General features: G+C 61.4%; 14 protein-coding genes. All 14 read left to right on the top strand.

Annotated features, from left to right (window positions below; genetic code table 11):
• Positions 1–126 precede the first annotated feature (126 nt).
• The 14 genes from rpsT to ACTQ05_RS02410 all read left to right on the top strand — a co-directional run bounded on the left by rpsT (position 127) and on the right by ACTQ05_RS02410 (position 14,803).
• Complete coding sequence (rpsT, locus tag ACTQ05_RS02475) at positions 127–393, top strand: 30S ribosomal protein S20 (protein WP_022094714.1); 267 nt, start codon at positions 127–129, stop codon at positions 391–393.
• A 96-nt stretch (positions 394–489) separates the two neighbouring features.
• Positions 490–2,301, top strand: coding sequence for a translation elongation factor 4 (lepA, locus tag ACTQ05_RS02470; protein WP_441537863.1), 1,812 nt, complete (start codon positions 490–492; stop codon positions 2,299–2,301).
• A 4-nt stretch (positions 2,302–2,305) separates the two neighbouring features.
• The gene (gene dusB, locus ACTQ05_RS02465; protein ID WP_441537862.1) at positions 2,306–3,349 is read left to right on the top strand and encodes a tRNA dihydrouridine synthase DusB; all 1,044 of its coding nucleotides are present in this window, start codon (positions 2,306–2,308) and stop codon (positions 3,347–3,349) included.
• Positions 3,350–3,351: 2 nt separating this feature from the next.
• Complete coding sequence (locus ACTQ05_RS02460) at positions 3,352–4,584, top strand: coproporphyrinogen-III oxidase family protein (protein WP_441537861.1); 1,233 nt, start codon at positions 3,352–3,354, stop codon at positions 4,582–4,584.
• A gap of 58 nt (positions 4,585–4,642) precedes the next feature.
• Positions 4,643–5,746 carry a DnaJ domain-containing protein gene (locus tag ACTQ05_RS02455; RefSeq protein ID WP_427717509.1) on the top strand — a complete coding sequence of 368 codons (1,104 nt, stop codon included), beginning with the start codon at positions 4,643–4,645 and terminating at the stop codon, positions 5,744–5,746.
• Between the two features lie 81 nt (positions 5,747–5,827).
• Entirely contained in the window at positions 5,828–6,976 is a 1,149-nt protein-coding gene (gene dnaJ / locus ACTQ05_RS02450) for a molecular chaperone DnaJ (RefSeq protein ID WP_427726832.1), read from the top strand.
• 9 nt (positions 6,977–6,985) lie between these two features.
• Complete coding sequence (locus ACTQ05_RS02445) at positions 6,986–8,278, top strand: MiaB/RimO family radical SAM methylthiotransferase (RefSeq protein WP_441537860.1); 1,293 nt, start codon at positions 6,986–6,988, stop codon at positions 8,276–8,278.
• Positions 8,259–9,245, top strand: coding sequence for a PhoH family protein (locus ACTQ05_RS02440; protein ID WP_441537859.1), 987 nt, complete (start codon positions 8,259–8,261; stop codon positions 9,243–9,245). The genes ACTQ05_RS02445 and ACTQ05_RS02440 overlap by 20 nt, the downstream gene beginning before the upstream one ends.
• Positions 9,242–9,751 carry an rRNA maturation RNase YbeY gene (gene ybeY / locus ACTQ05_RS02435; protein WP_441537858.1) on the top strand — a complete coding sequence of 170 codons (510 nt, stop codon included), beginning with the start codon at positions 9,242–9,244 and terminating at the stop codon, positions 9,749–9,751. Before ACTQ05_RS02440 ends, ybeY begins: the two co-directional genes overlap by 4 nt.
• A 9-nt stretch (positions 9,752–9,760) precedes the next feature.
• Positions 9,761–10,138, top strand: coding sequence for a diacylglycerol kinase family protein (locus ACTQ05_RS02430; protein WP_427726826.1), 378 nt, complete (start codon positions 9,761–9,763; stop codon positions 10,136–10,138).
• Between the two features lie 12 nt (positions 10,139–10,150).
• Positions 10,151–11,224, top strand: a complete 1,074-nt coding sequence (era, locus tag ACTQ05_RS02425) for a GTPase Era (protein WP_441537857.1) — start codon at positions 10,151–10,153, stop codon at positions 11,222–11,224.
• Between the two features lie 15 nt (positions 11,225–11,239).
• The gene (recO, locus tag ACTQ05_RS02420; RefSeq protein WP_441537856.1) at positions 11,240–11,989 is read left to right on the top strand and encodes a DNA repair protein RecO; all 750 of its coding nucleotides are present in this window, start codon (positions 11,240–11,242) and stop codon (positions 11,987–11,989) included.
• Between the two features lie 138 nt (positions 11,990–12,127).
• Positions 12,128–12,406, top strand: a complete 279-nt coding sequence (gene rpsO, locus ACTQ05_RS02415; protein WP_154516313.1) for a 30S ribosomal protein S15 — start codon at positions 12,128–12,130, stop codon at positions 12,404–12,406.
• A 150-nt stretch (positions 12,407–12,556) separates the two neighbouring features.
• Complete coding sequence (locus ACTQ05_RS02410; protein WP_441537855.1) at positions 12,557–14,803, top strand: polyribonucleotide nucleotidyltransferase; 2,247 nt, start codon at positions 12,557–12,559, stop codon at positions 14,801–14,803.
• Positions 14,804–15,286 lie beyond the last annotated feature (483 nt).

Below are 15,286 nucleotides of genomic sequence, written 5' to 3'. Positions count from 1 at the left end.
TGTCTATTTGACAAATTCGTTCTATCCCTTTGAGGGGGAGCGTGCTATAGTAGGCGCTTGCATGACCTCACCGTGTCTCAGAGGTGTCATACATTTTTTGCAAGGAACTCGAAAGGAACTCCAGAAGTGGCAAACATCAAGTCTCAGAAGAAGCGTATCCGCACCAATGAGGCAGCTCGCATGCGTAACAAGGCTGTCAAGTCCGAGCTCAAGACGCTGACCAAGCATGTCCAGTCCGCCGTCGCCGAGGGCGACGCCGAGAAGGCCCAGGCTGCCCTCAAGACCGTCACCAAGCGCCTCGACATGGCTGCCGCCAAGCATGTTATCCACAAGAACCAGGCTTCCAACCGCAAGTCCGGTCTTGCCAAGCTCGTGAACAGCATCAACGCCTAAGTTGTAAATTTCACACCACTCAGATTACGCGCATAAATGGAGCCTGTTTTATGGAACAGGCTCCATTTTTTGTACCGCTCGGGTAAGATAGTCCGCATGAATACTTCAATTGACATTTCCCACATCCGCAACTTCTCGATCGTTGCGCACATCGACCATGGCAAGTCCACGATCAGTGACCGCATCCTCGAGCTCACCCATACCGTCGACGAGCGCGACATGGAATCGCAGCTGCTCGACACCATGGATATCGAGCGCGAGCGCGGCATCACGATCAAGTCCAATGCCGTTCGCGTTTCCTATGACGCCGACGATGGCGAGACGTATCAGTTCAACCTGATCGATACGCCGGGCCACGTGGACTTCACCTACGAGGTCTCGCGTTCGCTTGCCGCTTGCGAGGGTGCGGTGCTCGTCGTCGACGCCACGCAGGGCGTCGAGGCGCAGACCGTCTCCAACGCGACGCTCGCCATGAACGCCAACCTGGATATCGTGCCCGCTATCAACAAGATCGACCTGCCGTCGGCACACCCCGACGAGGTTAAGACCGAGATCGAGGATGACCTTGCGATTCCTGCCGACGATGCCGTATGCGTATCGGGCAAGACCGGCGAGGGCATCCATGATCTGCTGGAGTCCATCGTCTTTTTGATCTCACCGCCCAAGGGCGATGCGACGGCGCCGCTCAAGGCGCTCATCCTGGATTCGTATTTTGACGAGTACCGCGGCGTCGTCGCCACGGTCCGCGTCTTTGACGGCTCCATCAAGAAGGGCGATACCCTGCGCATGATGCAGGCCGAGGGCGACTTTTTGGTCGATGGCGTGGGCGTCAAGCGTCCCGCCGAGACTCCGGTCGACGCGCTGACGGTCGGTGAGGTGGGCTACGTGGTCACGGGCCTGAAGGACCCTGAGGCCGTTCGCGTGGGCGATACCCTCACGTGGGCGTCGAATCCCTGCCCTGAGCCGCTTCCCGGTTACCGTGAGGCCAAGCCCATGGTCTACACGGGCTTGTTCCCGATCGACAACAAGGATTACGAGAACCTGCGTGACGCTCTCGATAAGCTGCATGTCAACGACCCGTCGTTGGTGTGGGAGCCCGAGACCTCGGTGGCGCTCGGCTTTGGCTTCCGCGTTGGCTTCTTGGGCCTGCTGCATATGGAGGTCGTCAAGGAGCGCCTGGAGCGCGAGTTCAACCTGGACCTCATCGCCACGAGCCCTTCGGTGGACTACCACGTCTACAAGACCGACGGCGAGATGATTGATGTCCGCAGCCCGCAGGATCTGCCCGAGGCTACGCGCATCGAGCGTATTGAGGAGCCCTACCTCAAGGCCAAGGTTATCTGCCCGCCCGAGTATACGGGAGCCGTCATGCAGCTCGCTATCGAGCACCGCGGCATTACGACCGACATGATCCACCTCACGAGCAAATCGGTCGAGATGCGCTTCGACATGCCGCTCGCCGAACTCATCCTGGACTTCTTTGACCAGCTCAAGAGCCGCACCAAGGGCTATGCGTCGCTCGATTATGAGTTCAACGAGTATCGTCCCTCCGAGCTCGTCAAGCTCGATATCCTGCTTTCGGGCGACGAGGTGGACGCGCTTTCGTTTATCGTGCACAAGGACAAGGCCTATGGCCTGGCCCGCGGGTTGTGCGACAAGCTTAAGGAAATTATTCCGCGCCAGCTGTTCGAGGTGCCCATTCAGGGTGCCATCGGCAACAAGATCATTGCCCGCTCGACCGTCAAGGCGCGCCGCAAGGACGTTTTGGCCAAGTGCTATGGCGGCGATATCTCGCGTAAGCGCAAGCTGCTTGAGAAGCAGAAAGAGGGCAAGAAGCGCATGAAGGCTATCGGTTCGGTCGAGGTCCCGCAAGAGGCCTTTATGGCGATCCTCAAAGTGGACGAGTAGTTCCATGGCGCTTTCTGAATACAGTACGCGGCTGCTGGGTGCCTATGCCGAGCAGCCGTTCCTTATGGCTCCCATGGCCGGCGTGACCGATCCCGCCTATCGCATCATGTGCCGCCGCCGCGGCGCCAATCTTGCCTATAGCGAGATGGTGAGCGTGGCGGGCCTTGCCTATGCCAGCAATAAGACGTGGCGCCTGGTGCTGCCGGCAGACGAGGAGCAGCAGATCTGCGTACAGCTCTTTGGCTCCAAGCCCGATCAATTTGCGAGCGCCGTCGCTGCCGTCGAGGAGCGTGTGGGCGATCGCCTGTCGCTGATCGATATCAACATGGCCTGCCCGGCTCGCAAGGTCGTCACCAAAGGGGAGGGCTCGGCGCTCATGCGCACGCCCGAGCTGGCCGAAAAGATCGTCGAGGCGGCGGTGGGCGCGGCGCACGTGCCCGTGACCGTTAAGATCCGCAAAGGCTTTTACGCTGAAGATCGCAATGCCGCGACGTTTGCCCAGATGCTCGAGGGGGCGGGCGCCGCGGCTGTGGCGGTGCATGGTCGCTGTGCCACGCAGCTCTATACGGGTCAGGCCGATTGGTCGGTCATCGATGAGGTGGCCGATGCCGTCGAGATTCCCGTTATCGGTTCGGGCGACGTGTTCTCGGCCGAGGATGCCGCGGAGCATCTGCGCAACTCGGGTGCCAGCGCGGTGTTTATCGCACGCGGTATCTACGGTAATCCCTGGGTCTTTGGTGATGCTCGCGCCCTTGCGCTCAATGGCGTACCGGTGCCGGTGCGCAGCTCTGTCGAGCGCCTGGACGCCCTGCGCGAGCATCTCACACTGACGCATGAGCTTCTGCCGCTCATGTCGCGTGCCCGTACGTATGCAAGCTGGTATCTAAAGGGCATGCCCCATGCTGCCGCCTGGCGCGCCCAGGTGGTGCGTTGCTCTACATATGAGGAGTTCATGGCATTGGTCGATGATATCGAGCGCGATGTGGTGGCCTGCGAGGCCGCGCTTGCCGCTGGCGAGTCGGTGCCCGCTCATCCGCTGGAGGCCTAACGGTGGCCGTTAGCGCGCTGTACGCGCATGTGCCGTTTTGCGCTCAAAGGTGTCGGTACTGCGACTTTGACTCACGCAGTTTTGCTCCGTGCGACCTGAGCGCTGCGCTCGATGCCTATTTTGAGCAGCTGTATGCGCGCCTTGATGCCTTTGGAGACACCGGGGCGCTTGCGCAAGTCCGCACCGTCTATGTTGGCGGCGGCACACCGTCGCTGGCGGGAGAGCGTCTGGTGGAGCTTGCCCGGCGTATTTGCATGTGGTGCAAGCCCGTTGAGTTTACCTGCGAGGCTAATCCTGAGTCGCTGACCGCCGAGCTTGCCGCTGCGCTTGCCAAGGTTGGTGTCACACGCGTCTCTCTGGGCGTGCAAACGCTCGATAATGCCGAACTTACCGCCATCGGCCGTATTCACGATGCCGATCGGGCGCTCGCTGCCATCACGACGGTTAAGGACGCTGGGCTCGATGTGTCGTGCGACCTTATGTGCGGCCTTCCCGGGCAGACCTCAGCGAGTTGGAAGCGCACGCTCGATGGCGTGTTGGCAGCGGCGCCACATCATGTGTCGGTGTACCCCCTCACGCTCGAGGAAGGCACGCCGCTCTACCGCATGGCGTGTTACGACGAGTCGCTCGAGCCCGACGAGGATTTTCAGGCTGCGTGCATGGAAGCGGCGCGTGAGCGTCTGGGTGCGGCCGGCTATCACCCGTATGAGGTGGCAAGCTATGCACTCGACGATCATGAGTGCGCCCACAACATTGCCTATTGGACCGGACGGGGCTATCTGGGCCTGGGTCGCTCTGCCGCGGGCATGCTCGGCGCCGAGGATTTCGATCGCTTGGCCGGGCTTTATCCCGATGTGCCCGCTCGCGGCGATGCGTATCGCGTGCGTCTGGTGCAACGCGACGATGCCGCGACGACGTTTGATGCCGAGTATCTGTCGCGGCGCGAGGCGGCGGCGGAGGATTTGATGCTCGCCTGTCGCATGACGCGTGGCATTGGGCCCGACCTGTTGGTTCGCTCGGCAAGCGTGATTCCTGCAGACGAGCTGGCGGTGTCCTGCGACCGTGCGCTCGAATTGGGCCTTGCCACCTGGGTACCCGATGATGTCGAGGGGCATGCGGGGCGCATCACCTCAAAAGATGTTGTAGCAGGTCGCGCCCGCGCCCGTTTAGCGCCCACCCACTTGGGCTGGCTCGATGGAAATATGCTGTTCGAGCTGTTTTGGGGTCTAGCTTAGGCCGCTCGGGTAGAATTACCGCAATATATACGCTGCTGTGAGCAGGAGGTTGCCGCGCATGGCGACGATGAACGAAAAAGATTACTACGAGATCTTGGGTGTCTCCAAGGACGCCACCTCGCGTGATATACAGAAGGCTTTTCAGCAAAAGGCCCGCAAGCTCCATCCGGACGTCAACAAAGAGCCGGATGCCGAGGAAAAGTTTAAAGAGGTTTCCGAGGCCTATGCCGTGCTTTCGGACGAGCAGAAGCGTGCGCGCTATGATGCCATGCGCTCGGGCAATCCCTTCGCCGGCGCTCCTTCTGCTTCGCCCTATGGCGGCGGCTACGCCGGCAGCGCAGGCTATGGCAATCCCTTTGAGGGCGGCTTTCCCTTTGGTGGCGCCTGGGGCCAGCAGCGTCGCAGCCAGGCTGCCTATAATCCCGAGAACGGCGCCAACGTGGTCGTCGATATTAAGCTCGACGCCAAGGAGGCCAAGGGCGGTGCCCGCAAGACCGTCCGCTATACGCGCTTCGATACCTGTGGTCATTGCGGAGGCTCGGGCTCTGTCTCGTCCGAGCATGCACATACCTGTCCGAGCTGCGGCGGTCGCGGCCACATCGACGTCGACCTGTCCTTCCTGTTTGGTGCCGGCACGTTCCAGTCGGTCTGCCCCGAGTGCGGCGGTTCCGGTAAGGTCGTCGCCGACCCCTGCCCCGATTGCGGTGGCAGCGGGCGGACCCGTGTGACCTCCGAGCAGACGATTGAGTTTCCTGCCGGCACGCATGATGGCGACGAGGTCCATATTGACGGCATGGGTCACGCCGGCACCAACGGTGCCTCGGGCGGCGATTTGGTCGGGCGCGCCCATGTCGAGGCCGAACGCCTGGAGGGCAAGGCTCGTACCGGTTTTTACCTGATGGGCATCGTGGCGCCTTTTTTGGTGCTGTCGGCCATCTCGGGCGTGTTCTCGGCCTTTGCCATGATGTGCTTTGTTCCGTTTGCCATGGGCTTGTTCATGGTGCTCTCGGACGGCGTGCTTCACCGCAGCCTGCTGTGGTGGAAGCGCGGCGCGATGCAGTTTGCCAACGGTTTTGCCAACGGATTTATGTTTGCTCTCGTGTCGGTTTGGTTTGCGAGCTGCTCGCAACGTGCCATGCTTTCGCCCTACGCAATGCAATAACATCAAACCCTTTGTTTGCGGTCGGCCCAGCTTGGGTATAGGACGCACTGTGACAATAATGAAAGTCGGAAGGATTCGGTCGTGTCGGAAAATAGGGATTACTACGAGGTACTTGGCGTCGACAAGGATGCCGACGCGCGGACGATTAAGCGCGCGTTTCTAAAGAAGGCCCGTATCGTACACCCGGACGTTTCGGACGACCCCGATGCCGAGGCCAAGTTCAAAGAGCTCAACGAGGCATATTCCGTTCTTTCCGACGAGCAGAAGCGTGCAAACTACGATCGCTACGGTTCGCCCGACGGCCCCGGTGGCTCCGGCTATGTCGACATTAACGATATCTTTGGCGGCATGGGCATGGACGACCTCTTTTCGTCGTTCTTTGGCGGCGGTGCCGGCGGTGGCGCCCGAAATCGCCGCGAGCGTCGTCGCGGCCGCGATATGGCCATCTCCCTTTCGGTGACCCTTGAGGAGGCGGCGCTCGGTTGCAAAAAGACGATCAGCTATGACCGTCTTGCCCCCTGTGATGATTGCAATGGCACCGGTAGGGCGGAGGGTGCGGCCGAAAAGCAGTGCAGCCGTTGCCACGGCACGGGCTATGTCACGACGGTCCAGCGCTCGTTCCTGGGTCAGGTTCAGTCCTCTTCGCCCTGCCCCGACTGCCATGGCGAAGGCACGGTCATCGACCATCCCTGCGAGACCTGCGACGGTCAGGGCCGCACGCCTTCGCACGAAAAGATCGACATCGATATCCCCGCCGGCGTCTCGACCGGTCGCCAGCTGCGCGTGAGCGGCTTTGGCGAGGCAGGCCTTCGTGGTGAGCCCTCGGGCGACCTGATCGTCAACGTGCGCGTCGCCGATCACGAGCGTTTTAAACGCAACGGCGACGACCTGTACCTCGTGAGCGATATCTCGATTGCGCAGGCTGCGCTCGGCTGCGAAATTAAGGTTGAGGGCATTTTGCCCGACGAGGTCGTCAAGGTGTGCGTCCCCGCCGGTACGCAGTACGGCGACACCGTGAGTGTCAACAACTACGGTATGCCTCGTATCGGCGGTGGCGGCTCGCGTGGACGCTTGATCGTTCAGCTGCGCGTGCTCGTCCCCACGAACCTTTCCGCCAAGCAGCGCGAGCTGCTCGAGGCTTTTGCCGCCGAGTCGGGCGACGATGTCGCTTCCGGCAAGAAATCGGTGACCGATCGCATCAAGAGCGCTCTCGACGACATCCTCGATTAAGGAGCCCGCGTGCTCGCACCTCATATCTCTGTTGTCAACCTCGGCTGCCGTGTCAACCGGGTTGAGTCCGACCGTATCACTGCCGATCTTATGCGCCTGGGTTTTGCAATGGTGGAGCCTCAGGATGCGGAGCTGATCGTCATTAACACCTGTGCCGTTACGGGCGAGGCCGAGGCCAAGACCCGTAAGGCCGTCCGCCATGCGCTGGCTCATCCAAAAGAGCCCTATGTGGTCGTGACCGGGTGCGTTGTCAATTTGCACCCCGAGGAGCTTCTGGAGCTTTCGGACCGCGTGATCGCGGAGCCGTCTAAGATCGATGTCGCCGAACGCGTCTGCGAGGTGCTGGGCGTTGAGTCCGATAGTGTGGCCGCCTGTAGCGACGGCGATGTGGTCGACGCGCTCGGTCGCTCGCGTCTGGGTGTGAAGATCCAGGACGGCTGCAATCATCGTTGCACCTATTGCATTGTGTGGAAGGCCCGCGGCCTCGAGCGCTCCGTGCCGGTCGAGTCTGTGCTCGAACAAGTTCGTGAGGCTCAGGAGGCCGGCGTGCCCGAGGTGGTGCTGACGGGCGTGAACCTGGGCGCCTACGATGGCAAGAGTGCGACCGACGAACACGTCGAGATCGACGAGCTGCTCGAGGCCATCATGGAGCGTACGTCTATTCCTCATGTGCGCATTTCCTCGGTCGAGCCCATGGATATCTCCGAGCCCCTGCTTAAGGTCATGGCGCGCTATCCGCAGCGCATCGCCCCGTTTTTGCACCTGCCCGTGCAGTCTGGCTGCACGGCGACCCTGCATCGCATGGGCCGTCCCTATAGCGCCGAGGCATTTGAGGAGACGGTGCGTATGATCCGCGCCAACTTGCCTCAGGCGTCCCTTTCGTGCGACGTCATCGTCGGTTTTCCCGGCGAGACGGACGCGGAATTTGAGGAGTCGCTGGCGTTGTGCCGTCGCGTGGGCTTTTCGCGCATGCATGTCTTCCGCTATAGCAAGCGTCCCGGTACCCTTGCTGCCGATATGCCCGACCAGGTGCCGCCCGAGGTTATGGCTGAGCGCAGCCGTCGTATGCGAGCCGCGGCGCAGGAACTCGCCATTGCCGACGCCCGCCGTCGCGTGGGCACCGTCGAGCGTGCCGTGCTCGAGTATGGCGACAACCTGACGCTCGGTTCGTTCCATCATGCCCGTCTTGACGATACCTGCGGACTCACAGCCCCGTGCTTGCTCGATGTTGCTATCATCGGAGTCGATGATTCCGGCTTGGTCCATGCACGCAGGGAGGTTCATGGAAGCCTCGAAGATTAGACTTACCGTTCCCGATGGAATTGATCCCTCGCGCGTTTTGGGTGCCGGTGACGGCGTCCTTCGTGCGCTCGAGAGCTTGGTTCGCGCCCATGTGGTCGCCCGTGGCGACCGTATCGCCGTGTGCGGTGACCCGGACGAGGTCGAGCTCGTGGCGCGCTTTTTCGAGCATGCTTTTCGCGAGGTTGCCGCCGGACGGACGCTGTCTGTCGACGATGTCTCTCGCTGCCTGGCCGTCTTGCGCGACGGTGAGTACGGGGCTACGTCGCTTCGCGATGATGTGCTGCTTTCGTATCACGGTCGTGCCATTCGCCCCAAGACGCTCGGTCAAAAGCGCTATGTGGATGCCATCCGCTCGCATACCATCACGTTTGGCTTGGGTCCTGCCGGTACCGGTAAGACCTATCTGGCCATGGCACTCGCCGTTGCCGCGCTCAAGCGTCACGAGGTGGGCCGTCTGATCTTGACGCGTCCGGTTGTCGAGGCGGGGGAGAACTTGGGCTTTTTGCCCGGTACCCTCGAGGAAAAGATCGATCCCTACATGCGTCCGCTCTACGACGCCCTTTTTGACATGATGGATCGCGAGCGCACCGATGAGCTTATGGAGCGTGGCGTGATCGAGATCGCCCCGCTTGCCTACATGCGCGGTCGTACGCTGAGCGATGCCTTCGTGGTGCTCGACGAGGCTCAAAATACCACGCCCGAGCAGATGAAGATGTTCCTGACGCGCTTGGGCTTTAACTCCAAGTTTGTGATTACTGGTGACCTGAGCCAGCGTGACTTGGTAGGTCGTCGCGGCGGTCTTGCCGACGTTGAGCAGATTTTGGGTCGTGTCGACGATGTCGCGTTTTCGCACCTCGAGCGTGCCGACGTGGTGCGTCACGCCTTGGTGGGGCGAATCGTCGAGGCATATGATGCTTATGATGACGTGCGCGAGAAACGCGTGCGCGACCGAAAGGAGTCCCGTTGAGTGTATTGATCAGCAACGATGCCGAGCTCGATACGCTGCTTGACGCGCAGGAGGTAGAGCACATCTGCGAGGTCGTGCTTGCTGCCGAGGGCGTTGAGCGAAAAGTCGAGATTTCCCTTTCGTATGTCGATGAGGATGAGATGCACGAGCTCAACCACGAGTGGCGCGGTATCGACCGTACCACCGATGTCCTCTCGTTTGAATGCGACTCGGCCTTTGACGAGGATATCCCAGCCGACGAGACGCTCGAGCTCGGCGATATCATCTTGGCCCCGCAGGTCATTGCCCGTCAGGCTCCCGGCTTTGGCAATAGCCCTGCCGATGAGTGCCGCCTGATGCTCGTGCATGGCATGTTGCATTTACTGGGCTACGATCATATCGTGGACGACGAGGCCGAGGTCATGGAGGCCCGCGAGGACGCCATCCTGCGCGATCTGGCGCTCGAGCGCGGCGAGGACCCCAAGCTGGTTCACGTCGGCCCCATCACCAACCATGCCCACGACTAGGAGCCGTCTATGATTCCCGGATCGAACAAGGACCATCCGTCCTTTTTAAAGTCGTTCTCCTACGCCATGGAGGGCTTCGTTACCGCCGTCAAGACCGAGCGTAACATTAAGGTCATGCTCGTGGCGGGTGTGTGCACTGTCATTGCCGGCTGCATCGTGGGGCTCGACATTGCCGAGTGGGCTACGATTATCATTTGCTGCGGCCTGGTGATTCACGGCGAGCTGTGCAACACCGCCATGGAGGCGATTGTCGATTTGGCGACCCAGGAGTTCCATCCGCTGGCAAAGCGTGCAAAGGATATCGCCGCCGCCTCCGTATACGTTCTTTCCATCACCGCCGCGATTGTGGGCTTGTTGGTATTTGCCCACGCGCTCGGCTTTATTTAGAAAGGGATCTTCATGTCCGACAATATGCAGCCTATCGATGAAACGCTGGACGACGAGTCCCTGGATGCTGTGGATGCCGAAGCGACTGAGGCTTGCGAGGTCGAGGAGTTCGACCCGTTTGAGGGCATGAGTGACGAGGAGCTCGACGCCCTGTGCGACGAGGGCGACAGCCTCGCGGGCTTTGGCGACGTTGAGCCCGGTTTCCGCAGCGGCTTCGTGGCCCTGGTCGGTCGCCCCAACGCCGGTAAGTCCACGCTGCTCAACGCCTGCTATGGCAAAAAGGTCGCCATCACCTCGCCGGTGGCCCAGACGACCCGCCGTCGCATGCGCGCCGTCGTCAATCGCCCCGGTTACCAGCTGGTTTTTGTCGATACCCCGGGTATTCACAAACCCAAGGACGGCCTGGGGTCCGAGCTCAACAAGAGCGCGCTGTTCGAGCTGAACGATGTCGATGTCGTCGCGTTTTTGATTGATGCCACCAAACCGATCGGCAGGGGAGACGCCTGGGTTGCCGAGCGCGTCAGATGCGCCCGTTCCAAGAAGGTCCTGGTGCTCACTAAGGCCGATGAGGCCGATCCCGCACAGGTCATGGAGCAGCTTAAGGCCGCCCACGAGCTCATGGAATATGACGATGAGATCGTGACGTCGTCGGTCAAGAACTTTAACGTCGATGCCTTCATCGAGACCGTTGCGCACTTTTTGCCCGAGGGCCCGCGTTGGTTCCCCGAGGACATGGGTACCGACGCTTCCGACGAGACGCTCGTTGCCGAGTTTGTGCGCGAGAAGGTCTTGCGCCGCACCCGTGATGAGATTCCGCACTCCGTTGGCGTAATCTGCGATGCGCTCGAGCAGACCAAGAAGGTGCTGCGCGTGCATGCGACCATTTACGTCGAGCGCGAGGGCCAAAAGGGCATCATCATCGGTAAGGGCGGCGAGATGATCAAGCATATCGGCATCGACGCCCGTCGCGATCTTGAGCGCATCTTTGGCACGCAGGTCTTTTTGGAGCTGGATGTGAAGGTAAAGGCCGGCTGGCGTGACGACGAGGCCCAGATTCGCCGTTTTGGCTACAACGCCGAGGACTAAGGGCGCGCGGCGCTCATGGCAGGCTCACGGACATATCGCACAAAGGTACTCGTCCTCGATAAGACCAAGCTCAAGGAGACCGATCTGATCTTGACGATGCTCGATGAGCGGGGTCGGCAGGTCCGTGCCGTGGCAAAGGGCGCGCGCAAACCCGGCGGGCGCCTGGCGGCGCGCTGCGAGCTGTTCTGTACCGTCGATATGCTGCTCGCGCACGGACGGTCGCTCGACGTGGTTTCCCAGGCCGAGCTTATGGAGGCGCCGCTCGGCGCCGCGCCCGATTACGAGACGACCTGCGCCGCAAGCGCGATTGCCGAGGTCGCGCGCGTGTGCTCGTTCGAGGACGCCGAGGACCCGTTTACCTTTGCCATTACGCAGCGAGCACTTGCCCTGGTGGGCGGCAGGCTCGACACGGCACATATGGACCTGCTTGTGGCGGCATATGTCTTTAAGCTGTTGTCGCACGTTGGCTATCGACCCGATTTTTCGGCCTGCGTACTGTGCGGAGACCCCATGCTGTCGTATTATTCGCCCCAGGCGGGCGGGCTCATGTGCGGGTCGTGCGCGTCGAGCGTTCCGGGTGCCGAGATGGTGTCGACCGGCGAGGTCGCATGGCTGCGCGCCCTCATGTCCATGACCTTCGATGCGCTCATGGCCGAGAGGGTCGATCCCCATACTGCCGCCTTTTTGCTGGGGCTTTCGCATGTTTGGGCTGCGACGCACACCGATCAGCGTCTTCGCGCGATGGAATTCATGTTGGGTCGGTGATGATGGGCATACGCGGTCCGCTTGTGGTAACATACCGACCTGTTGGTACCTCGACCTTGGATGCTCGCTCCACCGGCGGCTTCCCAGTCCGAGGCGAATAGAGTCGCCCGCGGGCGACGCGAAACGAAAGGTGAAACAATGACTGTTTCCAAAGAGCGCAAGGCGGAGCTGACTGCCCAGTTCGGTAACACCCCGGTCGACACCGGCAACCCCAAGGTTCAGGTCGCCATCCTGACCGAGCGCATCAAGGAGCTGACCGAGCACATGAAGTCCCACCAGAAGGACTTCCACACCCGTCGTGGTCTGCTCATGCTCGTCGGTCGCCGCCGTCGTCTTCTCTCCTACATCAAGAAGAACGACGTCGTCGAGTATCGTGAGCTCATCAAGGCTCTGGGCATCCGCGACAATATCCAGTAAGGATTTGTACATGCTAAGAGCGTCCTGCGCAGCGGGGCGCTCTTTTTGTGTAAGGGCGTGAACAATCACACTCTGAAGCGTGGCGGGGGCAGGGGGCCCGCGTCACATGAGAAGCCCGCAGGCAAGGGGCCTGCGGGGTAAAGGAGAACAATGACACTCGTATCCAAGACCTTTGAGCTGTACGGCAAGACCTACACCTTTGAGTCGGGCGAGCTTGCCAAGCAGGCCACCGGCGCCTGTCTGGTCAAGCAGGGCGACACCACGATGCTCGACACCGTGGTCGTCTCCAAGGAGCGCAAGAACTACGACTTCTTTCCGCTGACCGTCGACTTCAACGAGAAGATGTACGCTGCCGGCCGTATTCCGGGTGGCTACCTCAAGCGCGAGGGCCGTCCCAGCGAGAAGGCCACGCTCACGGCCCGCATGATCGACCGTCCTATTCGCCCGAGCTTCCCGGACGGCTTCCGCAACGAGGTGCACATCGTCGCCACCTCGCTCGTCGCCGACCAGGTCAACCCCTTCGACGTCATCAACGTCATGGGTGCCTCCCTGGCCATGACGCTCGGCGGCGTGCCCTTCGAGGGCCCGCTTGCGTGCGTGCGCATCGGCCGCAACGTGGAGACCGGCGAGTTTATCGTCAACCCCACCTATGAGGAGCGCGAGAACTCCGATCTGGACCTGGAGCTGGGCGGCTCTGCCGACTTCATCTCGATGGTCGAGGCCGGCGCCGATGAGATCTCCGAGGACGATATGCTCGCCGCCATGAAGTTTGGCCAGGAGGCCCTCGCTGCCTTCTGCCAGGCTCAGGACGAGTTCGTTGCCGAGTGGGAGCAGGTCAACGGCGCTATCGTCAAGAAGGAGTACCCGCTTGACCAGCCCGTCGAGGAGGTCCAGGAGCGCATCTTCGCCCACTACGACGAGATGGCAGCCGCCCTTCGCGACGCCGACAAGCTCTCCCGTATCGGCAAGGTCGAGGCTCTGAAGGAGTCCATCCGTGCCGAGTTCACCGAGGAGGAGCAGGCCGCTTGGGAGCGCGAGATCCCCGTGGCACTCAAGAAGCTCGAGAAGAAGGCCATGCGCACCATGGTCGTCGAGACCGGTGAGCGCGTCGACGGCCGTGCCGCCGATGAGATTCGCCCCATTATGGTGAAGGACAACTACCTGCCGCTCGTTCATGGCTCCGGCCTGTTCCAGCGCGGCCAGACCCAGGTGCTCTCCGTCCTGTCGCTCGGCATGCTCAACGAGGGCCAGCGTCTGGATACCATCGAGCCCACCGAGGGCAAGCGCTACATGCACCACTACAACTTCCCGCCGTTCTGCACCGGCGAGACCGGCCGCATGGGTAGCCCCAAGCGCCGCGAGATCGGCCACGGCAACCTGGCCGAGCGCGCCCTGCTTCCGGTGCTCCCCGACGAGAACGAGTTCCCCTACGCCATCCGCGTGGTCTCCGAGGTCATGGAGTCCAACGGCTCCTCTTCGATGGCTTCGACCTGCGGCTCCACGCTCGCCCTCATGGACGGCGGCGTTCCCATTAAGCGCCCGGTCTCCGGTATCGCCATGGGCCTGATCCAGGAGGAGGGCAAGACCGTGGTCCTGTCTGACATCCAGGGTCTTGAAGACTTCCTGGGCGATATGGACTTTAAGGTCACCGGCACCACCGAGGGCATTACCGCTCTGCAGATGGACAACAAGGCCACCGGCCTTACCTTTGACATCCTGGCCCGCGCCCTGCAGCAGGCCAAGGAGGGTCGTGCCTTCATTCTGCAGAAGATGCTCGATGTGATCCCCGAGCCGCGCCACACCACGCGCAGCACCGCTCCGCGCATCGTCTCCATCCAGGTTCCGACCGACAAGATCCGCGACGTCATCGGTTCCGGCGGCAAGGTCATCCGCGGCATCCAAGACGAGACCGGTGCTTTGGTCGACATCCAGGAGGACGGCACCGTCTTTGTCGGCGGCACCGGCGAGTCCGTCGACCAGGCTGTCGAGCGCATCAAGCTCATCATCAAGGTTCCCGAGCCGGGCGAGGAGTACACCGGTCGCGTGGTCTCCATCCAGCCCTTTGGCGCCTTTGTCAACCTGCTGCCCGGTAAGGACGGTCTGCTGCACATCTCCCGCGTCGCCAAGGGCCGCGTGGAGAAGGTCGAGGACGTCCTCAACGTGGGCGACGAGGTTAAGGTCGTCGTCATCGAGGTCGACGATCGCGGCAAGATCTCACTCGATCGTCTGGATAAGCCCGAGGCTCCGGCTTGTGCCGAGGGTGCCTCCGAGGGCGACGGTGAGCACTTCCAGCGTCGTGAGCGTCCGCGTCGCGAGCGCTCCGAGCGCAGCGACCGTCCGCGCCGTCCCGGTGACAACGGTGGCCGCAAGCCCCGCCGTCACCACGACGCCGAGTAACAGCCGTTCACACACTGCTCAATAAGGGCGACTCCGGATAGGGGTCGCCCTTTTGCTTGCGACCGGGAGGGACGCATATGAAGTTTCCTGCTCTACAGTCCTGCGCAAGACGGAAAGCACATTAAGTGCTTTCCTTTGCGTGCGGAACTCGCGATAAACTTCATATGCGTCCCTCCCGGTCGCAAGCAAAAGGGCTGGTTAGTGCCGGTCGCTATTCAGTTAGACAGTCTATTCAGTAGTCAGATTTCAGGTCTGTAGATAGACGCAGCAGCATTTCCCATGATAAAACCGACCAAAATAAACCTGTCCCTTATTGGCAGGTTTCCCGTGGGGCGGGCACTGATGAAGTTTATCGCGAGTTCCGCACGAACAGGAGGCCACTTAATGTGGCCTCCGTCGTGAGCAGGACTGTAGAGCAGGAAACTTCATCAGTGCCCGCCCCACGGGAAACCGGCGGGATAGACCAGTTCAGATGGGGCTTTG

Source organism: Collinsella sp. LCP21S3_A9, from assembly GCF_052118785.1.
In the GTDB taxonomy this organism is placed as follows: Bacteria; Actinomycetota; Coriobacteriia; order Coriobacteriales; family Coriobacteriaceae; genus Collinsella.
Note: the sequence above shows the minus strand (reverse complement) of the source record. Positions and strands in the feature narration are given on the sequence as shown.

Excerpts from the sequence above, each read along its gene's own strand:
- ACTQ05_RS02455 (WP_427717509.1), top strand. The coding sequence starts at position 4,643 with ATGGCGACGATGAACGAAAAAGATTACTACGAGATCTTGGGTGTCTCC.
- rpsO (WP_154516313.1), top strand. The coding sequence starts at position 12,128 with ATGACTGTTTCCAAAGAGCGCAAGGCGGAGCTGACTGCCCAGTTCGGT.
- ACTQ05_RS02440 (WP_441537859.1), top strand. The coding sequence starts at position 8,259 with ATGGAAGCCTCGAAGATTAGACTTACCGTTCCCGATGGAATTGATCCC.
- lepA (WP_441537863.1), top strand. The coding sequence starts at position 490 with ATGAATACTTCAATTGACATTTCCCACATCCGCAACTTCTCGATCGTT.
- ACTQ05_RS02410 (WP_441537855.1), top strand. The coding sequence starts at position 12,557 with ATGACACTCGTATCCAAGACCTTTGAGCTGTACGGCAAGACCTACACC.
- dusB (WP_441537862.1), top strand. The coding sequence starts at position 2,306 with ATGGCGCTTTCTGAATACAGTACGCGGCTGCTGGGTGCCTATGCCGAG.
- era (WP_441537857.1), top strand. The coding sequence starts at position 10,151 with ATGTCCGACAATATGCAGCCTATCGATGAAACGCTGGACGACGAGTCC.
- ACTQ05_RS02430 (WP_427726826.1), top strand. The coding sequence starts at position 9,761 with ATGATTCCCGGATCGAACAAGGACCATCCGTCCTTTTTAAAGTCGTTC.
- recO (WP_441537856.1), top strand. The coding sequence starts at position 11,240 with ATGGCAGGCTCACGGACATATCGCACAAAGGTACTCGTCCTCGATAAG.